Here is a 19412-nt window from a genome sequence, read left to right as displayed (position 1 = left end):
AAAAAACCTCTACATTACTGCAGAGGTTTTTTCTTGGAATAGGTGAGTTGACACTATATAAGCCGGGTTTTGTAGCTCAATTACTAAAAGTAAATGAACTGACAATCATTCGTCTAGGCCTTAAATCGCTCTAAGGCTCAAGCAACCTACCCGGTTTCCACGCGAACCACGCTTATATTATCGAAACTTGCGTAACAATAATCATGAAACCCTATTTGGTCTTGCTCCAGGTGGAGTTTACCCTGCAATTACTGTTACCAGCAATCCGGTGCGCTCTTACCGCACCCTTTCAGCCTTACCTGTGAATCCCTAAGGAAACCATCGGCGGTCTTCTCTCTGCTGCACTTGTCGTCGGCTCACGCCGCCCAGGCGTTACCTGGCACCCTGTTCATTGGAGCCCGGACTTTCCTCCCGCTAGAAATACTTACGTAAACTAGCCAGCGATTGTCTGGTCAACTCGGCGCGCATTTTACCTTATTCACGGGAAATGTCCACGACCTTTGTTTAATCAGTACGATTTAACTTTCTGATTTCAAACTTAAAGCAACTTCATATAAGGAATTTTTCTTCACACCATAGATTTCAGCAGCAATTGCGCAGGCTTTTTTTGGCTTCATTTCAGCCAGTAATAATTTCAATGTATTAATCACTTCTGCTGATATTTCATTTTCTTTAGCTTTATAACCTTCGATGATCAAGACCATCTCACCTTTAAGCTGATTAGCGTCTTCTTCAAGCCAAGTAAGAAAGTTTTCAGCGCTATCACTATGGATAGTTTCAAACGTTTTAGTTAACTCTCTAGCGATGACGATATAGCGTTCACCACCCAGGGTAGTAACAATATCTCGAACGGTATCTATTGCACGGCGAGGCGCGTCATAAAAAACCATGGTACGAGGTTCATCAACCAAGGCAAGTAAAGTCGCTTGTCTTGCGCCTGACTTAGAGGGTAAAAATCCTTCAAAGCTGAATCTATCAGTCGGTAGTCCGGCAACAGATAATGCTGAAATAGCTGCACAGGCTCCTGGGATAGGAGAAACATTTAGGCCTAGGCTTCGACAATGTCGTACTAAATGAAAACCAGGATCACTTATTAATGGCGTTCCAGCATCTGATACTAAGGCAATAGTTTTGCCCTCTTGTAACATCTTCGCCACTTGCTCTTGGCGTTGACGCTCATTATGGTCGTGCAATGACATGGTTTTATTTTTTATCGCAAAGGCAGATAGCAACTTACCGGTATGGCGAGTATCTTCACAAGCAATAACATCAACTTGTGTTAATACATCAATTGCCCTCTGGCTGATATCGCCTAAATTACCGATAGGGGTTGCCACAATATAAAGGGTAGCTGGTGTTAAGGTTGTTTCACTCATGTAGACTTACTTCACTCATTTGGCATATACCTATGATACCTCAAAAATCGTGTGTCAGGAATTTGAAGTAACATGGGTATTTATTAGTTGTGACTAACTTCGTAGGCGTTTATTATAACCCCATACTGATAACAATACGCACGGATTTATTCATGTGCTAAAAACAGCATCCTTACTTGTAAGATTAAGCCAACAGGATTAGATTACTTTTCAATGCATTTACACTATATTAAATCTCGAGTTTTACCCGCTCTGTTGCTCACATTAATTGCAAGCTGTAGCACTAAGCAAGTTCCCGAACCAAAAACACAGACGGTACCAAACACCGGGATTGAAGAGATTGCGGTAGATTTAGGTACGCTCTCGGCAGCACATCATATTGAGCTTGCGCAAACATTAGAAACCAACGCTGCCATAGGTGAATTACTTATTGCAACTAAGCTATTTTATCAGCAACAAAATTACCCTAAAGCACTTTGGCTTGCTGACAAAATTATGCCGTTAATGGACGAGCAAGTTTCTCACAACACCCATGAGAAAGTTCAACTAGTGCTAATTAAGGCGAGTAGCTTACAAAAACTTGGTTTTTATACTGAAAGTCATCTGCAACTCAATCAACTTGAACAATTTGCTAATGAAAATAACATCCTACTTACCGCGACATACTACCGGTTATTAAGTACTGTATTTCAAGAGCAAAAAAGACCTATTTCAGCGTTAAATGCACAATTACTTGCTTTTTCTTTTACACAAAAATCATCACAGAGCCAACAACAAATTGACAGTATTTGGCGTAATCTGCAGAGTTTATCTCAATGGCAACTGAGCCTTTTAGCTTTGGATAAAGCACCCGATAGTAAAGGTTGGTTACAACTCACAACGTTAGCGAATAGATTTGGTGATGATCAAAAGAAAATGCAATATCAGCTGAGCATTTGGAAAAATAAATTTAAATTGCACCCTGCTAATGTTATAGCCAGCCAATTGACTGCTCAAGCTATTATCCCGAAAAACATTGAAAACATTGCTGTAATCCTTCCCTTAAGTGGAAAACAGAATACGGCTGGCCGAGCAATTCAACAAGGGATTTTGGCTAGCTTTGCTAACGAAAAAACGAAAGCCTTGCATTTTATTGATAGTAATACCGTGAATTGGTATGGCTTAACCAATGAATTATCAACACTAAAAATTGATTATGTTATTGGACCATTGCTTAAATCCAATGTAGACAAATATATCAGCTACACAAGTGCGCAAACACAAGCACAAAATGACTACTTACTTAATGCCAGTAGCGATTTATTTGATATTAATAAATCCGAAGAGTCTGTCAAAAATTCAACCAATAACCAGAATAAATCAATTGATTATATTACCGCTATTGACAGTGAATCAGCGATAAACAGTTATTTACAAACGCCTAGTAATTCTAACGGCATTGATACCCTATTGTTGAATATTCCAACTAAGACTTCGCTAACAAGTCAGCATACCGTGTTTTCAATGCGCCCAGAGGATGAAGCAAGACAAGCGGCTGTAACATTGAGTCGTCAAAACTTTAAGCGCCCTGTTGTATTAAGCCAAAAGAACATTGTTAGCAAGCGTATTGCTCAAGCCTTTGCCAAACAGTGGAAGCGAATTACAGGTGATACTATTGAGGTTGTCGATTATGACACCGGCTCTCAAATGCAAGATAATATTAAAGCCAGTTTATCAGTGAATAAGAGTAAAATTAGAATTGATAAACTTAAAAGTCGACTTAATCAGAGTATAAAAACGCAAACTAGAAATCGTCGTGATATTGATATGATCTATCTCGTTGGTACCCCAGAACAGACACGATTAGTAAAACCTTATATTGCAGTTAACATCAGTCCATTTGCAGATGTCATCCCTGTATTTGCTAGCTCTCGTAGTCATAGTACTCAAAGTGATTATAGCAGTAATAGTGATTTGCAAGGGTTGACCTTTACAGAAATCCCTTGGTTGTTAGCTGGTGAGCAAAACGCTGAGTTGTCAGCACTTAGCCAACAGCTTTGGCCAAAACGCAGTGATGGTTTATCGCGTTTATTTGCTATGGGTTATGACAGCTACCAACTAATAAATAAAATTCCTTTGATGCAGCAAGCACCTTACCTTCAGCACTGGGGGCAAACAGGTGTACTAAAGCTAGATGATAATAATATTCTCACGCGTAGTTTACTTTGGGGTGCTTACAAACGTAATAAGGTAGTATCTATTGCTATGGAATAACAATGCCTCGGCTAAAAAGGCCACCAGTACAGATAAAGGAAAAATCACTGAACTTTATGCTGAGCAGTACCTAACTGAGCTGGGCTTAACGTTAATAGAAAGAAACTTTCACTCTCGCCAAGGTGAAATAGATCTTATTATGCTTGAAGGCGATACTTATGTTTTTATCGAAGTAAAGTACCGTAAGAACATAATGTTTGGTGGTGCCATTGCAGCAATCCCAGTGAGTAAGCAAAAGAAAATTAAGCATTGCGTTACATTTTACCTGCATCAAGCCGGTTTAAATGAATATAATACGGCCTGTCGTATAGATGTAATAGCGCTTGAAGGCGATATTACTCAACCACAAGTAACTTGGTTAAAAAATGCCTTTTAACCTGTTAGCATTCATCATTCAACTATAGTCGCGGAGTCAACTTTACATGCTAGAGCAGATCAAAAATAATTTCACTGAAAGCATACAAACGCAAATTGCCGCTAGCGAGTCGATAGGCCCATCTATAGAGCATGCAGGTATGATGATGGTTCAATGTTTATTAGGCGGTAATAAAATCATATCATGCGGCAATGGTGGCTCTGCAGGACACGCTCAACACTTTTGTGCGCAACTGCTTAACAAATATGAAACTGAACGCCCTAGCCTGCCAGCAATTTCCCTGAACAGTGATATTTCTACCATTACCTCTATCGCTAATGATTACCAATATGATGAAGTATTTTCAAAGCAAATAAGAGCATTGGGCCATAATGGCGATGTTTTATTAGCTATTTCTACCAGTGGTAACTCACGTAATGTCATTAAAGCCATTGAGAGTGCAGTATCTCGTGATATTCCGATCATTGCCTTAACAGGGTTTGACGGCGGCGATATTTCAGGTCTATTAGGTGAGGGGGATGTTGAAATACGTGTACCCTCAGCGAGAACCTCAAGAATTCAAGAAGTGCATTTAATTGTTTTACATAGTTTGTGTGAAATAATTGATACGACTTTATTTCCGCAGGATGATTCATAAATGTTGACCTTGAAAAAAGCCCCCTTAACATTAAGCAAAAATAAATCTGTGCAATTAGCGGGGATATTGATGCTAATTTCCGCGCTACAAGGTTGTGCTGTTGCTACCGTAGTAGCCGTTACTGCTGGTGCAACTATGGTTGCCGATAGGCGTACTTTTGTTAAACAAATAGACGATCAAAGTATTGAGTTTATTGCGCATAATGAATTAAATAAACAAAAGGCATTATCTGATAACACCAACTTACATATAGTTAGCATGAACGGTACCGTTTTAGTGATTGGCCAAGCTCCTAATACCTATTTAAGAGATCTTGCTATAAAAATAATTCAGGATGTTCCTGACATTATTACTATACATAACCAGATTCGTATTAGCTCGACTATCGCTATAACCACCAGAAGTAATGATATATGGCTAACATCTAAGGTCAAATCAGCTCTGCTGGCTAATGGCGAAGTTAACGCAAAAGATATCAAAGTTGTTACGGAAAATTCCGAAGTGTTTCTACTCGGTTTAGTCACCAAGAAAGAAGCCGATATTGTGGTAGAAATAACCCGTAATATCAACGGTGTTAGCCGTGTATTTAAAGCTTTTGAATATATTTAAAACGCGACTTTTCGAACAAAAAAAACCGGAAGATATCAGTGATATCTTCCGGTTTTTTGTCATTTAACTATAAGTAAACAGTGAAAGCTATTTGATGATTTTCAAACTTGCTTTACTCTTTCCTTTGGGCTTGTTCGATTTTTCTGTCTCACTACCCGTTGAAGCAACACTACTTAAAGTAGATTTTGGCTTTGTCGGAGCCACATCAACTATCTCATCTTCATCCACAATAGGATGTTCAATAGGCAATGAAGTTCCAGCACCATTTTCTTTAGCGTAAATAGCACCTATCGCACCATAAGGTACGGTAATGTGCTCTAACTTACCGCCAAAACGGGCGCTAAATTCAATGGCTTTATCACCTAATGCGATAGTACCAACTGCTGAACTCGCAACATTTAGCACAATCTGTCCATCAGCGACATAATTCATTGGCACTAATACACCGTAAACATTAACGTCAACCATGATATATGGCGTAAGGTCATTGTCTGAAATCCACTCATAGAAAGCCTTAACTAAATAAGGCTTATTCGAACTCATAGAGCTAGGTGTTGCATCTTCCATTATGCAGGGTGACCAAAGCGTAATTCACGCTCTTCTTCAGTCAATGATGCTTGGAAAGATTCACGTTCAAATACACGTAACATATACGTTTTAAGTTCTTTTGAACCTTGACCAACTAATTCAATACCAAATACAGGCAAACGCCATAATAATGGTGCTAAATAACAATCAACTAAGCTGTATTCTTCGCTCATAAAGTATGGTGCTTCATTTAAAATTGGTGCAATACTTAATAAACTTTCTTTCAATTCTTGACGAGCTTTAGCGGCTTTATCAGCGCTGCCTGTCATGATGATTTTAGTTAGACTATACCAATCTTGTTCCATACGGTGCATCAATAAACGGCTACGACCACGTGCTACCGGATATACAGGCATCAATGGTGGATGAGGGAAACGCTCATCTAAATATTCAACAATGATTTTAGCTTCATATAACGCTAATTCACGGTCAATTAAAGTCGGTACTGTACCATATGGATTCAAGTCCAATAGGTCTTCAGGCAAGTTAGCTAAATCAACTAAGTTGATGTCAACACCAACACCTTTTTCTGCTAAAACAATGCGTGTCTGATGACTATACATATCATCAGCATGAGAGAACAACGTCATCACAGAGCGTTTATTTGCTGCTACGGCCATAAAGCCTCCTAAAAAAACTAACAAAGGGGTATTCGATATTTTACTATCAAATACCCCTGAAATTTATTGCACTTAGTGTACGTCTTTCCAATATTCTTTCTTAAGGAAATAAGTAAGAATAAAGAAGAAGAATAAGAAAGCTAGTACCCAATAACCAAGCGCTTTACGCTCAAGTTTATTTGGCTCACCAACATATTCTAAGAAGTTTGTTAAGTCACGCACTACTACATCATACTCTTCAGCAGTTAAACTGCCACCCATTGCTGGTGATAAAGTAGATACTTCATGCTCTTCGCCGTGTGAATCAAGCTTTTTACTTACCGTTAAAGTACTAACGCCTTGTAAATTTTGTAACACATGCGGCATACCAACATCTTTAAATACTGTGTTGTTCACGCCAAATGGACGCGACTCATCAATATGGAAAGAACGTAAGTAAGTATAGATCCAATCAGGGCTACGTAAACGTGCTTCTAATGTTAAATCTGGTGGCGCGCTACCAAACCATTTTGCCGCTTCTTTTTCTGGCATGGTATTTAGAATGTGACCACCAACTTTATCACCTGTAGGCATGAAGTTTGCAACACCATCAGCTTCTTCAATACCTAAATCGACAAACGTACGATTGTAACGTTGATATTGTAACTGATGACAGCCTAAACAATAATTGAGATACGTTTTAAAACCTTTTTTCAAAGACTCCTTATCCGATAAATCATTATTCGCTTTGTCTAATTCAATACTTGGCCCTGCAGCAACAGCGCTGAACGACACGAGTGCCGTTACGCTGAAAAGTATGCCGAAAGTAGCGGCTATAATTAATTTTTTCATTAGTCTGCAATCCTCTCTGGAACTGGTTTAGTATTTTCGTTTTTGCTGTAGAACCACAAAGCAATAAAGAAACCAAAATAACCAAAACTAGCAATGACACCAATTAAATTAGCTACTGGTGTTGCTGGCATAGTACCTAAAGCACCTAGAACAACAAAACAAATCGCGAATTGAATCAAGTTAACTAAATGTAACTTTGAACGATAGCGAACAGATTTAACTGTGCCACGGTCAAACCATGGTAATGCAAATAACATTACGATAGCGCCAAACATGGCAACCGCACCTAATAACTTATCAGGAACAACACGTAAAATAGTGTAGAAAGGACCAAAGTACCATACTGGTGCAATATGCTCAGGTGTTTTCAAGCCGTTTGCAGGAGTAAAGTTTGGCGCTTCCATGAAGTAACCACCCCCCTCTGGTGCAAAGAACATAACCCAACAAAATAAGAATAAGAAACCAGCAACACCCATAATATCTTTTACCGAGTAATAAGGGTGGAAAGGCACTGCATCAACAATATCGTATTTTTCACTGTATTGTTTATGGAAAGTAAACTTACTTAGTTCTTCAGGTTTAACACTGCCTTTAGGCTTCTTAATGTCAACACCTTCAGGGTTATTTGAACCGACTTCATGTAAAGCAAGGATATGCAAGAACACTAAAATAACCAATACCAACGGCATAGCAATAACGTGTAATGCGAAGAAACGGTTTAAAGTGGCACCTGAGATGACGTAATCACCACGGATCCATAACGTTAAATCATCACCAATAATCGGTACAGCACCAAACAGCGAAATAATTACTTGAGCGCCCCAGTAAGACATATTACCCCAAGGTAATAAGTAACCCATGAATGCTTCGGCCATTAATACTAAGAAGATCAACATACCGAAGATCCATAGTAATTCACGCGGTTTTTGGTACGAACCATACATAAGGCCACGCATCATGTGCATATATACCACAACAAAAAAGGCTGATGCCCCTGTTGAATGCATATAACGTAATAACCAACCGAAGTCGACATCACGCATAATATATTCGATAGATGCAAATGCACCTTCACCAGAGGGTTCATAGTTCATCGTTAACCAGATACCCGTAAGGATTTGGTTAACAAGGACTAGCATGGCTAAAGAACCAAAAAAGTACCAAAAATTAAAGTTTTTTGGTGCCGGGTACTGCGCTAAATGTTTATTCCAAGCATCAGTTACAGGTAAACGTTTATCAATCCAGCCCATAAAATCAGTAGCTAATTTCATTAACATTATGCGTCTCCCTGACTAACACCGATTAACAATGTGTCATCGTTGGTAAAAGAATGCTCTGGAACCACTAAATTTAATGGAGCAGGAACGCCTTGAAATACACGACCAGCCATATCAAATTTACTACCATGACAAGGACAGAAGAAGCCATTTGGAACGCCTTCAACGAATTGGTCGAAATCACCGCCATGGTGAGTAGGAGCACAACCTAAATGAGTACAAACACCTAAGGCAACTAAGAATTCAGGTCTAATTGAACGATAGGCATTAGTTGCATAAACAGGTTGTTGAGCTTTTTCAGAATTAGGATCACGTAACTGGTCATCGTGTTTAGCTAAATCACTAACTGTTTTTTCCGTTCTACGTACTACATAAACGGGTTTACCACGCCATTCGGCACGGATTAATTGACCAGGCTGTATTTTACCTATATTAACTTCAACTGGAGCACCCGCAGCTTTCGCGCGAGCACTTGGATTCCAGGAAGCAATAAAAGGCACAGCAGCCCCAACCACACCAGCACCACCAACAACTGCAGTAGCAGCCGTTAGGAAGCGTCTGCGGCCGTTATTCACAGGCACATTGCTCATTCATACTCTCCAACTAAGACACTAACAAAACAATTATTTTTATGACTAACTAAGCGATAAATTTATAATAACCAGCAAGCACAGCGTTTGTTTTTGTTAGATCAAATTAATACCAAGCGGTATATCGACAAAAAAATTTTTACGATCATAAAGAAATAGCGTGTTTTTTACAAGGTAAAAAGGGGCTTAGGCACTGTAAAAGCAGAAATAATTTGAAATACTTTGAAATAGAATAAATAAAGTATATTTAGCGTGATTAAAAACCAAAGCATGCGCGATTAAAATCCCGCCTACGGCACTCTCAAAACCCCATCCATACCACTCCCTCGTAGGCGGGAACTTGTTCGTACTGCTTTATCATCAGGCATAAAAAAACCGACACAAGGTCGGTTTTTAAAAACACATAAATTATATCATGCGTCTTATTTTCTAAATGATCTGCATTTAGGCAAGGCGTTGAATTATGAGTCCCTGCTTCTCTAGCTAACCATAGATGTACTAAATGACTGGGACGAATAATGATAATAACGCAGCATAACCAAAGCATGCGCGATTAAAATCCCGCCTACGGCATTCTCAAAACCCAATTCATACCACTCCCTCGTGGCGGGAACTTGTTCGCGCTGCTTTATCATCAGGCATAAAAAAACCGACACAAGGTCGGTTTTTTAAAAACACATAAATTATATCATGCGTCTTATTTTCTAAATGATCTGCATTTAGGCAAGGCGTTGAATTATGAGTCCCTGAATTTAGATCTACTAAATGACTGGGACGAATAATGATAACAACGCAGCATAAATGCTGAACATAACGAAAATTAACGTTTTGAGAATTGTGGCTTCTTACGTGCTTTATGAAGACCAACTTTCTTACGCTCAACTTTACGCGCATCACGAGTAACGAAGCCAGCTTTACGTAGTTCACCACGTAAAGTTTCATCGAAAACCATTAATGCACGAGTAATGCCGTGACGAATCGCGCCAGCTTGACCAGAAATACCACCACCTACTACAGAGATGTTAAAGTCAAACTTTTCTAACATTTCAACTAACTCTAATGGTTGACGAACAACCATACGAGCAGTTTCACGACCGAAGTACGTAGAAATGTCACGTTTATTAATTGTGATTGCACCGTTACCAGCTTTCATAAACACACGAGCAGTTGAGCTCTTGCGACGACCAGTACCGTAATATTGATTATCAGCCATTGCTTATAGCTCCAAAAGTTGTGGTTGTTGTGCTGTATGTGCATGCTCTGGGCCTGCATATACTTTTAATTTGCGGAACATTTCACGACCTAAAGGACCTTTAGGTAACATGCCTTTCACTGCAAATTCAAGAACGCGTGTAGGAGCTTTTTCAATTAACTTTTCAAAGCTAATTTGCTTAAGTCCACCAGGGAATTCAGTATGCGAGTAGTAAATTTTACCTTTCGCTTTGTTACCTGTTACACGTACTTTCTCAGCATTGATAACAACGATATAATCGCCAGTATCTACGTGAGGTGTATATTCTACTTTATGCTTACCGCGTAAACGGGTTGCAATTTCAGTTGCGATACGACCTAAAGTTTTATCTTCGGCGTCCACTAAGAACCATTCGCGTTGTACGCTTGCTGGTTTTGCTACAAAAGTTTTCATTAAAAAACCCAATCTTAAAAATGTTACTTAAATGACAATGTAAAAATTAATTTAATTGCCGGTTAAATGGACTACGCCATTGCCCCTTCGAGCATCGAGCCCAGCACCACTGTTTATTGGGACTTTACTTAAAAATAATAATTTATAAGCAAGAATAATCCACAAAACAATAGGCTTTTGTAACGTAGGGAGCGCGGATTATACAGAAAGAGTCGACAAAGGTCACCTACATTTCACTAATAAAGCGATATTTTTCTAATTAACACCATAATGACTAGTTAAAAGGCCTTCATTGACTTAGAGCTATGACCTATGCCAAATACATTAAATCTGTATCTTGCAGTACATTGCAAAAATACATCAAGGTAAGGCGCCCAATCGAGAAATAGCTAGCTATTGGGAATGAGAGCAACGCTGACATAGAATATTTTAACCAGCACAATTGAAGCAATAAATTGATCGGGTTAATAGTTAGCAATTGGCTATAGTTAATCGTTGCCTTGCATACTTATATAAGATGCGAGATATAATACCAATCCCATTAAATTTGTGATCTTGTTGTGCCTAGGAAAAATAAATCAGGGCAAGGCGCTCGATTGAGCAATAGCTGACTATTGAGATTGAGAGCAACGCTGACCTGGAGTATTTTAACCAGCACAAGTGGGCAATCAAGTAATGGAATGGGTATAAGTTACCGCTTTGGTAAAGTGCTACGGTTAAAACAAGCAGAAAATAATATTTGCCTCTTATTCAAGCTATCTACATGGCCTTATGCGTACTTTAGCTGTGTTATTAAAGGCTGCTTGTGAATCATCGCCCTACATCTACCAGCTATCGTTTTCTGTTGAAAATTGTAATGCTGTTGCTCATCGGCGACATGTTGACATTAAAATTAAAACAACTTAATTTGTTTGCGTTAATTAAGGGTTAAAACTTCATAAGAAGTTAATCTTTAGTTAATAACGGGTTATAAAGTAATCGCTCACTGGTTAACCAATAATAAAAACAAAAATAAGTCGCAACAAAATTTTACATTTGTGATTTTTTGTCGCAGTATGAAGTCAGCCCCCGTAAAAACAAAATGGAATATAAATTATGAAAAACTTACAACAAATGAAAAAAAGTGCACAGAAAGGTTTTACCCTGATTGAATTAATGATCGTTGTGGCGATTATCGGTATTTTAGCATCAATCGCCTTACCGGCTTACAAAACCTATACAGATCGTGCAAGATTTACTGAAGTAGTATTGGCTGGAACACCAGCAAAAACTGCCGTTGATATTTGTATTCAGACAGGTACTAGCTGTTCTACCTTAACGACAGGTACAACTGGTTGGGATGCTTCGATATATGTAAAGTCAGTACTTGTTGAGACCACCATGCGAGATGTAGTACCTGCAACTGTTCCAGTTACACAAGAGCCTGTTCCCGGCGCGCCTATAATTATAACAGTAACTGCAGTAGATAATTCTTTTGGTATTACTGGAGCTGGTTATACATATATCCTAACCGCTACACCTGCTAATGGTTCTGCACAATGGGCTTCATCCGGTACGTGTAAAGAAGCAGGTCTTTGTTAATTAACACTCAAATATTGGGGGCAGAATTATATTAAACGCTAATATTTTCACCTCTAAATTAAAGGCTCCTTCGGGAGCTTTTTTTTAATAGCTTTGATAAACCGATGGTTGTTGCAAAGCATTTAGCTAAAAACAACAATATCTCTTCTAATCTGAAATCTTAAGCTAATGATTAACTATCTTAATATTTACTCTAAGATTGTTAATCTTTTAAAATTATAATAAAAATAGTATCAATCTTAATTTAAATTAATGATTAAAGAACACCACCCTCCAGAAATCTCTTTGTGCTTTTAACAAAGTTATAAGTTACACTAAATTAACCGTCACAATATTAATATTCCCAAGAGGTTATCTCCAGAAATTATGAAAGGCAGCCATCAACAATCCAGCGTTTTATCCGCTCTATCAAAACAGAACCTTATTTCACTAGAGTCAATAGATGAAATCGCGGCTGACTTCGTCGGTAAGAACATACCTTTTATACGTTTTCTTATAGAGGCTAAAAATATTGATGGCAAAAGCATTGCCAAGGTGCTTTCTAAAAGCTTTGGTTATCCTCAAATTCAATTGTCCAATTTTGATACCGGCCTCGTACCTGATGGTATTCGAAATGAAAAACTGATTACTAAACATAATGCATTACCGCTTTATTTACGTGGCAAGGTACTTTTTGTTGCCATGTCAGATCCAACCAATCTAGATGCCCTTGAAGAAATACAGTTTAATACTGGTTACAGCACCGAATTAGTCTTGTGTGATGAAAAAAGCCTACAAGCTTGTATTGAAAAAGTGCTCGAAGATGAAAGTGATGCACTGAATATAAGTGACATAGATGCAGATGAATTAGCGGGTATCGATGTTGCTGAGTCCAAAAAAGAAGAGGACAATGCAAGCGGTGAAGATGATGCCCCCATTGTTGTGTTTATCAATAAAATATTACTCGATGCGATAAAAAAAGGTGCCTCTGATTTACACTTTGAACCCTATGAAAAGTCATTTCGTATTCGCTTTCGTATTGATGGCATTTTATCTGAAATCGCTAGACCACCAGTAAGCCTTTCTTCAAGAATGGCAGCCCGCTTAAAAGTCATGTCTAAATTGGATATTGCCGAACGTCGTGTGCCACAAGATGGTCGAATAAAGTTAGCGTTATCCAAGAAAAAATCCATTGATTTTCGTGTTAGTACCCTACCCACTATGTGGGGTGAAAAAATCGTAATGCGTATATTAGATTCATCAAGCGCTATGTTAGGTATTGATATGCTTGGTTACGAACCGGAACAAAAGAAAATTTATACCGAAGCGTTAGACAGGCCACAAGGTATGATATTAGTTACCGGCCCAACAGGCTCAGGTAAAACAGTATCCTTATATACGGGTCTTAATATCCTTAATACCCAAGAAAGAAACATATCTACCGCAGAAGATCCTGTCGAAATTAACCTTGAAGGTATTAATCAGGTACAAATTAATAACCGTGCGGGATTAACCTTCCCTAGTGCTTTACGCTCATTTTTACGACAAGATCCTGATATTGTCATGGTCGGTGAAATTCGAGATTTAGAAACCGCTGAAATTGCTATCAAAGCCGCGCAAACCGGCCATTTAGTTTTATCAACTTTACATACTAACTCTGCAGCAGAAACCTTAACCCGTTTACTCAATATGGGTGTACCTTCGTACAACGTTGCCAGCTCAGTGTCTATAATCATTGCCCAACGTTTGGCAAGACGATTGTGTCCTCAATGTAAAGAAGAAGAGCCCTTATCAGAGATGCAATTAGCAGAGCAAGGTTTCCCTGCAGACAAACTAGCTGAGATAAAGCTGTTTAAACCTGTAGGTTGTACTCACTGTACTGGTGGTTACAAAGGTCGTGTGGGTATTTATGAAGTAATAAAAATAAGTCCCGTCATATCCTCTATTATTATGGAAGGTGGTAATTCCCTTGATATAGCCAAACAATGTCAAAAAGAGGGTTATAACAATCTGCGACAATCAGGGTTAATTAAAGCAATGAACGGTATGACCAGTTTAGAAGAGATTAACAGAGTAACTACCGCTTAGGCTTATATTGGGCTAACTGCTTAGACTTTAAAATATAATTTTTATTAATTAATATGCAAAACACTTTACCTGCTGCAATGATAAAGCAATAGTAGAGTGATTTATGAACCAGGATTAACTATGGCTACTACAAAAAAAAGCAAATCAGCTAAAGATAAAACTAAAGTTAAAGACCAAGATGTCTTTGTTTGGCATGGTGTGAATCGTAAAGGAAAAACAATCACCGGTGAACTCTCTGCTGATAATATTATCCAGCTAAAAACTCAATTACGTAAGCAAGGCATAACACCAAGTCGTGTTAAGAAAAAGGCAAAACCATTATTTGGTATAGGTGGTGATAAGCCTATAACCCCTGCTGATATAGCGGTTATCACCCGACAAATAGCGACTATGTTAGGTGCTGGTGTACCACTAGTACAAACACTCCAAATGATTGGCTCTGGCCATAATAATGGTAAAATGCGAAAGCTTTTAGCTGATATAGAGTCAAAACTTTCTTCTGGCATCCCCTTATCAGATTGTCTACGTGATCACCCTCTTTATTTCGATGACTTATATTGTGATTTAGTTAACTCTGGAGAACAATCTGGTGCTTTAGAGACTATCTATAGTCGTATTGCTACTTACAAAGAAAAAGCAGAAGCACTTAAATCAAAAATAAAAAAAGCAATGACTTACCCCATTGCCGTTCTCGTTGTGGCTTTTATAGTTACCTGTATATTACTTATTTTTGTTGTTCCTGTTTTCCAAGAGATATTTTCTAGTTTTGGTGCAGAATTACCTGGTTTTACTTTAATGGTTATTGCTCTTTCAGAGTTTATGCAGGCCTATTGGTACTTTGGCTTAGCGGGGCTTTATATAGCCGGTTTTTTATTTAAAAGAGCCCATAGAAATAGCCAAAAATTTCGTGATAGCGTAGATAAAAATATATTAAAAATCCCTGTTATTGGTGATTTATTAGAAAAAGCTGCTGTTGCCCGTTACGCAAGAACATTATCAACAACCTTTGCCGCTGGTGTGCCACTGATTGATGCGTTGGATTCTGCCGCGGGGGCATCTGGTAATGCAGTTTTTCGTGATGCAATATTAGAAGTAAAAGCAGAAGTTTCTTCTGGCATGCAGATGAATCTTGCGATGCGTAACTGCAACATATTCCCGGATATGGTTATTCAAATGGTTGCTATTGGCGAAGAGTCTGGAGCTGTTGATGATATGTTGTCAAAGGTTGCCACTGTTTATGAGCAACAAGTAGATGATGCTGTCGATGGATTGACGGCCTTATTAGAGCCCATGATTATGGCTGTATTAGGTGTAGTTATCGGTGGTTTGATCATTGCCATGTACTTACCAATATTTGAAATAGGTAAAGTTGTTTAATCGATTATAACAAATGAAGTAGCACTATATTATTGCTGCTTCATTTTTATTTCTTTATTTCAATTAATCTATTCCAATTAATCTATAACTTCTGTTTTATACCTGGATTCCACTTTGTTAAACAATAATTTTTTATCTTTTATCGACACCATTTACCAGTTATTCCTACAACTACCTGCCTTTTTTTATATCACTGTTGGTTTTATATCTTTGGCAATAGGTAGTTTTCTTAATGTAGTAATCTATCGAACACCTAAAATGATGGAATACAGTTGGTATCATGACTGTCGCGAGTTTCTCGCTGAAGAAGTTGTGAGTGTTAAGGCTAAAAACCTCACGCCAATGAGCTTATCTAAGCCCGACTCCACTTGTCCAAGTTGCGGTCATAAAATTCGATTTTACGAAAACATTCCTGTATTAAGTTGGTTAGTGTTAAAAGGAAAGTGCAGCCAGTGCAAAAATAACATTTCTGCGCGTTACCCTTTAGTTGAGCTGGCAACAATGCTGCTAAGCCTTATTGTCGCACAACATTTTGGTCCTACCATAACGATGCTTTGGGTTTTGTTACTGACATGGTGTTTGATCTCACTCACCATGATTGATTTTGACCATATGTTACTGCCCGATCAAATCACCTTACCATTGTTATGGTTAGGTTTACTGATAAACATAAATGGGACTTTTGTTCCTTTAACCGATGCTGTTATTGGCGCTGCCGTTGGTTATATGAGTCTCTACTCTGTCTTTTGGCTTTTTAAACTCTTTACTGGTAAGGAAGGCATGGGCTTTGGCGACTTTAAGTTATTTGCTGTTTTTGGTGCCTGGCTCGGTTGGCAATTGTTGCCGTTACTGATTTTAATGGCATCAGTAGTTGGCGCAATTGTTGGCATTACTTTAATGTTATTTAAAAACCACCAAAGAGAACAAGGCATTCCCTTTGGTCCCTATTTAGCGGTAGCTGGTTGGATAACGCTATTATGGGGTGAGGGTATTTGGTCATGGTATTTACAGGAGCTTCACTAATTTACATGCCTATGTAGTAAATCAAGACAACACTGTAAATGTCATCTTCGAAGTCTCTGATCGAAGATCCATTATTTTTTATACAGTGGATCCCCGATTAAGAAACCACGGGGATGACGATCCTGAGCCATGTGCATAGGCACATTAATTTAAAAGCAGTTTATAACTACAATCAACATATCTGAGCTATTTTTATCATGTCTAAACTAATTATTGGCCTTACCGGTGGCATAGGTAGCGGAAAAACTACCATAACCAATTACTTTGAGGCTTTTGGTATTGATATTATTGATGCAGATATCATTGCCAGAGAGGTGGTGGCAGTAAATAGTCCTGCATTAAAAGAAATTGCTCTTCACTTTGGCGATGACTATATACAAGCTGATGGCTTGCTTAACCGTGCATTATTACGTAGCCGTATTTTTAGTAATGAAGCAGACAAACAATGGTTAAACAACTTATTACACCCTTTAATTCGAACTAATATAATAAAGCAAACAGAAGAGGCAATAAGCCACTACTGTATTTTAGTTGCCCCCTTGCTGATTGAAAATAACCTATTAGCTATGGTAAATCGTGTATTAGTTATCGATGTAAGCGAATCAACTCAAATAGCCCGCACGATGACTAGAGATAACAGCTCATTGCAAGAAGTTAAAGCAATACTAGCGAGCCAAACTAGTAGAGATAAAAGACTCGGAGTTGCAGATGATGTCATTAAAAATGACACAACTGACCTAGAAGAAGTGAAAAAACTAGTCATGTCATTGGATAAAAAGTATTTAACCTTGACAAAAATGGTTTAAAAATCAACAATAAATTAATTCGTTATTTATTTACATTTCTGGTTAACAGGTTACAAAACGTTGTATGTCTACGGTCTTATATGAACATCCGCTCAATGAGCGAATACGAAATTACTTAAAACTTGAGCAACTCTTTGCTCAGGCATACTCATGCCTTAGCAGTGATATAAGTATAAAGACTAGCCATCAGGTATTTTTTAATGCGCTATTTTCTATTCTAGATACCTTAGAGCGTAACGATGTTCGTGGTGATTTAATTAAAGAATTAGAAAAACTAGAACAAAACCTTGTTGTTTGGTCCAAAGTGCCTGATGTTGATACCAGCGCCCTTGAGAAGAACCTATCAGAAACCGTCAAGTTAGTCAGTCACCTTAGAATTGCACGCCCTACTTGGATGCAACTTAAAGAAGACAAGTTACTCTCCTGTTTGAAACAACGTTTTGCTATTCAAGGCGGAAGTTCCAGCTTTGATTTGCCGCAATTGCATTTTTGGCTTCATCAAGATGAAAAAAAAATTAAGCTAGAGATACAACAATGGCTAAATTTACTGAACGATGTATCGTCGGCACTGGCAATTGTACTTAAATTCATCCGTCAACGCGCTGAATTTGAAACAATTGAAGCTGATAGTGGCTTTTATCAAGATAATGGTGAAGGGCTTTTATTATTACGAATAAAGTTAGCTAAAGATGCCCCTTATTATCCGACAATCAGTGGTAACAAATTCCGCTACTCCATTCGCTTTATGTTACCTTGCCAGCATACCGGTCGACGGTATGCCAACCAAGCTACTGTTTTTCAATTAGCACGCTGCTAAGTTCACTTTTATTTATAGTTCTGCTAACGATATTTCCATTTTGATAACGTGTTTGTTAACTTGCTAATGATTCCATCCAATCAACATTCATGTATAATTACTATTACTTCACCCTCTAAATAATATATAACTATGACCTTAAAAGTTCCCTGCCCGCAATGTAAAGAATCGGTTTTATGGCAAGAAAGTAGTGAATATCGACCTTTTTGTAGTAAACGCTGCCAACTAATTGATCTCGGTGAATGGGCTGATGAAGGGCATAAAATCAGCCAAAACATTCAAGTAGACACTGTTTTATCAGAAGAAATGTTAGATGCAATGGAAGATGAGTTTTTACTTAATAATAAATTTTTTGTTGAACCCGAGTAGACAGAATTTTTAAATCCGGTTATATGTTCACAGAACGCGCGAACAAGTTCCCGCCTACAATTGAATCTCCCGTAGGCGGGATTTTAATCGCGCTTCTATGATAACTTAGCAATAATTCCCTTATTAGCTTCAGGAAAATCTAAATCTTGTAATTCTGCTAGTGAGAACCACCCTTGTCCTTGCCCTTCTTGTGCGCTTGGCTCACCAAGAAAGTTATCAACGATAAAAACATCTAAACAGACACTTTTATCAGCCTTTTTATTTCCTTCCTTATCTAGTCCTTTACCGAGATAAGTATGCTCAATTTTAATTAACGGTTGGCAAGACAAGACATCAATCGCCACTTCCTCTTTAAGCTCTCTAGCAAGCGCCTGTGCAACCGTTTCATCTTTTTCCACCTTACCACCTGGGAATTCCCACTTTCCTCCTTGATGAGCCTGCTCTAAGCGTTTAGTTAAGAAGTAATGAACACCACCTTCTTCACAGCATCTTGTAATCACCCCTACGGCAACGTGAACAACTTTATTCATAATATCTCTACTCTATAAAATAAAAAAGCCAGTCGATTGA

General features: G+C 38.2%; 20 protein-coding genes and 1 other RNA gene. 11 read left to right on the top strand and 10 right to left on the bottom strand.

Translation table 11 applies throughout. The features are described from left to right. Nucleotides 1-39 precede the first annotated feature (39 nt). Nucleotides 40-460: RNase P RNA component class A (rnpB, locus tag CXF85_RS07195), an RNA gene on the bottom strand. Between the two features lie 58 nt (nucleotides 461-518). Beyond that, nucleotides 519-1376: a 16S rRNA (cytidine(1402)-2'-O)-methyltransferase gene (gene rsmI, locus CXF85_RS07190; protein WP_101227824.1), complete on the bottom strand. Its 858-nt coding sequence runs from the start codon at nucleotides 1374-1376 to the stop codon at nucleotides 519-521. Between the two features lie 213 nt (nucleotides 1377-1589). Here rsmI and CXF85_RS07185 point away from each other — a divergent pair, with 213 nt between their 5' ends. From CXF85_RS07185 to CXF85_RS07170, 4 genes are read left to right on the top strand one after another with little or no spacing between them, the layout of a single operon-like run. After that, nucleotides 1590-3629 (top strand): penicillin-binding protein activator, encoded by a 2040-nt coding sequence (locus CXF85_RS07185; protein WP_101227823.1) that lies wholly within the window; start codon nucleotides 1590-1592, stop codon nucleotides 3627-3629. Next, nucleotides 3616-4005 (top strand): YraN family protein, encoded by a 390-nt coding sequence (locus CXF85_RS07180; RefSeq protein ID WP_101227822.1) that lies wholly within the window; start codon nucleotides 3616-3618, stop codon nucleotides 4003-4005. The genes CXF85_RS07185 and CXF85_RS07180 overlap by 14 nt, the downstream gene beginning before the upstream one ends. A gap of 46 nt (nucleotides 4006-4051) precedes the next feature. Beyond that, nucleotides 4052-4642: a phosphoheptose isomerase gene (locus tag CXF85_RS07175; RefSeq protein WP_101227821.1), complete on the top strand. Its 591-nt coding sequence runs from the start codon at nucleotides 4052-4054 to the stop codon at nucleotides 4640-4642. Next, nucleotides 4643-5251 (top strand): BON domain-containing protein, encoded by a 609-nt coding sequence (locus CXF85_RS07170; protein ID WP_101227820.1) that lies wholly within the window; start codon nucleotides 4643-4645, stop codon nucleotides 5249-5251. 87 nt (nucleotides 5252-5338) lie between these two features. On the opposite strand, the gene CXF85_RS07165 is transcribed toward CXF85_RS07170, so the two are convergent. From CXF85_RS07165 to rplM, 7 genes are all read right to left on the bottom strand, one after another. Continuing rightward, entirely contained in the window at nucleotides 5339-5818 is a 480-nt protein-coding gene (locus CXF85_RS07165; protein WP_101227819.1) for a ClpXP protease specificity-enhancing factor, read from the bottom strand. Then, a complete protein-coding gene (gene sspA / locus CXF85_RS07160; protein ID WP_101227818.1) occupies nucleotides 5818-6459 on the bottom strand; it encodes a stringent starvation protein SspA in 642 nt (213 codons plus the stop codon). The genes CXF85_RS07165 and sspA overlap by 1 nt, the downstream gene beginning before the upstream one ends. Nucleotides 6460-6531: 72 nt before the next feature. Then, nucleotides 6532-7290 (bottom strand): cytochrome c1, encoded by a 759-nt coding sequence (locus CXF85_RS07155; protein WP_101227817.1) that lies wholly within the window; start codon nucleotides 7288-7290, stop codon nucleotides 6532-6534. Beyond that, nucleotides 7290-8567, bottom strand: a complete 1278-nt coding sequence (locus tag CXF85_RS07150; protein WP_198555523.1) for a cytochrome b — start codon at nucleotides 8565-8567, stop codon at nucleotides 7290-7292. The genes CXF85_RS07155 and CXF85_RS07150 overlap by 1 nt, the downstream gene beginning before the upstream one ends. Then, entirely contained in the window at nucleotides 8567-9157 is a 591-nt protein-coding gene (gene petA, locus CXF85_RS07145; protein ID WP_101227816.1) for a ubiquinol-cytochrome c reductase iron-sulfur subunit, read from the bottom strand. Before petA ends, CXF85_RS07150 begins: the two co-directional genes overlap by 1 nt. A gap of 820 nt (nucleotides 9158-9977) precedes the next feature. Then, nucleotides 9978-10370 (bottom strand): 30S ribosomal protein S9, encoded by a 393-nt coding sequence (gene rpsI, locus CXF85_RS07135; protein WP_101227814.1) that lies wholly within the window; start codon nucleotides 10368-10370, stop codon nucleotides 9978-9980. 3 nt (nucleotides 10371-10373) lie between these two features. Beyond that, nucleotides 10374-10802 carry a 50S ribosomal protein L13 gene (rplM, locus tag CXF85_RS07130; RefSeq protein WP_101227813.1) on the bottom strand — a complete coding sequence of 143 codons (429 nt, stop codon included), beginning with the start codon at nucleotides 10800-10802 and terminating at the stop codon, nucleotides 10374-10376. A 1095-nt stretch (nucleotides 10803-11897) separates the two neighbouring features. Between rplM and CXF85_RS07125 the strand changes: the two genes are divergently transcribed. The 7 genes from CXF85_RS07125 to yacG all read left to right on the top strand — a co-directional run bounded on the left by CXF85_RS07125 (nucleotide 11898) and on the right by yacG (nucleotide 18842). Then, nucleotides 11898-12383, top strand: a complete 486-nt coding sequence (locus CXF85_RS07125; protein ID WP_269801158.1) for a pilin — start codon at nucleotides 11898-11900, stop codon at nucleotides 12381-12383. 366 nt (nucleotides 12384-12749) lie between these two features. After that, the gene (pilB, locus tag CXF85_RS07120; RefSeq protein ID WP_101227812.1) at nucleotides 12750-14450 is read left to right on the top strand and encodes a type IV-A pilus assembly ATPase PilB; all 1701 of its coding nucleotides are present in this window, start codon (nucleotides 12750-12752) and stop codon (nucleotides 14448-14450) included. Nucleotides 14451-14570: 120 nt separating this feature from the next. Continuing rightward, nucleotides 14571-15827, top strand: coding sequence for a type II secretion system F family protein (locus CXF85_RS07115; protein ID WP_101227811.1), 1257 nt, complete (start codon nucleotides 14571-14573; stop codon nucleotides 15825-15827). Between the two features lie 141 nt (nucleotides 15828-15968). Beyond that, a complete protein-coding gene (locus tag CXF85_RS07110; protein ID WP_101227946.1) occupies nucleotides 15969-16850 on the top strand; it encodes a prepilin peptidase in 882 nt (293 codons plus the stop codon). A gap of 197 nt (nucleotides 16851-17047) precedes the next feature. Then, nucleotides 17048-17656, top strand: a complete 609-nt coding sequence (gene coaE, locus CXF85_RS07105; RefSeq protein WP_101227810.1) for a dephospho-CoA kinase — start codon at nucleotides 17048-17050, stop codon at nucleotides 17654-17656. Nucleotides 17657-17720: 64 nt separating this feature from the next. Continuing rightward, nucleotides 17721-18473: a cell division protein ZapD gene (zapD, locus tag CXF85_RS07100; RefSeq protein WP_101227809.1), complete on the top strand. Its 753-nt coding sequence runs from the start codon at nucleotides 17721-17723 to the stop codon at nucleotides 18471-18473. 132 nt (nucleotides 18474-18605) lie between these two features. Continuing rightward, nucleotides 18606-18842 (top strand): DNA gyrase inhibitor YacG, encoded by a 237-nt coding sequence (yacG, locus tag CXF85_RS07095; protein WP_101227808.1) that lies wholly within the window; start codon nucleotides 18606-18608, stop codon nucleotides 18840-18842. Between the two features lie 95 nt (nucleotides 18843-18937). On the opposite strand, the gene mutT is transcribed toward yacG, so the two are convergent. Then, the gene (mutT, locus tag CXF85_RS07090; protein ID WP_101227807.1) at nucleotides 18938-19372 is read right to left on the bottom strand and encodes an 8-oxo-dGTP diphosphatase MutT; all 435 of its coding nucleotides are present in this window, start codon (nucleotides 19370-19372) and stop codon (nucleotides 18938-18940) included. Nucleotides 19373-19412 lie beyond the last annotated feature (40 nt).

It is taken from the genome of Colwellia sp. 75C3 (assembly GCF_002836255.1).
Taxonomy (GTDB): Bacteria; Pseudomonadota; Gammaproteobacteria; order Enterobacterales; family Alteromonadaceae; genus Colwellia.
The sequence above is the reverse complement of the archived record's forward strand: the minus strand, read 5'-3'. Positions and strand labels throughout refer to the sequence as shown.

What these genes read in the sequence shown, in the direction of transcription:
- rpsI (WP_101227814.1), bottom strand. Translation starts at nt 10,370, where the DNA reads ATGGCTGATAATCAATATTACGGTACTGGTCGTCGCAAGAGCTCAACT.
- CXF85_RS07175 (WP_101227821.1), top strand. Translation starts at nt 4,052, where the DNA reads ATGCTAGAGCAGATCAAAAATAATTTCACTGAAAGCATACAAACGCAA.
- yacG (WP_101227808.1), top strand. Translation starts at nt 18,606, where the DNA reads ATGACCTTAAAAGTTCCCTGCCCGCAATGTAAAGAATCGGTTTTATGG.
- pilB (WP_101227812.1), top strand. Translation starts at nt 12,750, where the DNA reads ATGAAAGGCAGCCATCAACAATCCAGCGTTTTATCCGCTCTATCAAAA.
- mutT (WP_101227807.1), bottom strand. Translation starts at nt 19,372, where the DNA reads ATGAATAAAGTTGTTCACGTTGCCGTAGGGGTGATTACAAGATGCTGT.
- rsmI (WP_101227824.1), bottom strand. Translation starts at nt 1,376, where the DNA reads ATGAGTGAAACAACCTTAACACCAGCTACCCTTTATATTGTGGCAACC.
- CXF85_RS07115 (WP_101227811.1), top strand. Translation starts at nt 14,571, where the DNA reads ATGGCTACTACAAAAAAAAGCAAATCAGCTAAAGATAAAACTAAAGTT.
- CXF85_RS07155 (WP_101227817.1), bottom strand. Translation starts at nt 7,290, where the DNA reads ATGAAAAAATTAATTATAGCCGCTACTTTCGGCATACTTTTCAGCGTA.
- petA (WP_101227816.1), bottom strand. Translation starts at nt 9,157, where the DNA reads ATGAGCAATGTGCCTGTGAATAACGGCCGCAGACGCTTCCTAACGGCT.
- coaE (WP_101227810.1), top strand. Translation starts at nt 17,048, where the DNA reads ATGTCTAAACTAATTATTGGCCTTACCGGTGGCATAGGTAGCGGAAAA.
- rplM (WP_101227813.1), bottom strand. Translation starts at nt 10,802, where the DNA reads ATGAAAACTTTTGTAGCAAAACCAGCAAGCGTACAACGCGAATGGTTC.
- zapD (WP_101227809.1), top strand. Translation starts at nt 17,721, where the DNA reads ATGTCTACGGTCTTATATGAACATCCGCTCAATGAGCGAATACGAAAT.
- CXF85_RS07170 (WP_101227820.1), top strand. Translation starts at nt 4,643, where the DNA reads ATGTTGACCTTGAAAAAAGCCCCCTTAACATTAAGCAAAAATAAATCT.
- CXF85_RS07165 (WP_101227819.1), bottom strand. Translation starts at nt 5,818, where the DNA reads ATGGAAGATGCAACACCTAGCTCTATGAGTTCGAATAAGCCTTATTTA.
- CXF85_RS07150 (WP_198555523.1), bottom strand. Translation starts at nt 8,567, where the DNA reads ATGTTAATGAAATTAGCTACTGATTTTATGGGCTGGATTGATAAACGT.
- CXF85_RS07185 (WP_101227823.1), top strand. Translation starts at nt 1,590, where the DNA reads ATGCATTTACACTATATTAAATCTCGAGTTTTACCCGCTCTGTTGCTC.
- sspA (WP_101227818.1), bottom strand. Translation starts at nt 6,459, where the DNA reads ATGGCCGTAGCAGCAAATAAACGCTCTGTGATGACGTTGTTCTCTCAT.
- CXF85_RS07125 (WP_269801158.1), top strand. Translation starts at nt 11,898, where the DNA reads ATGAAAAACTTACAACAAATGAAAAAAAGTGCACAGAAAGGTTTTACC.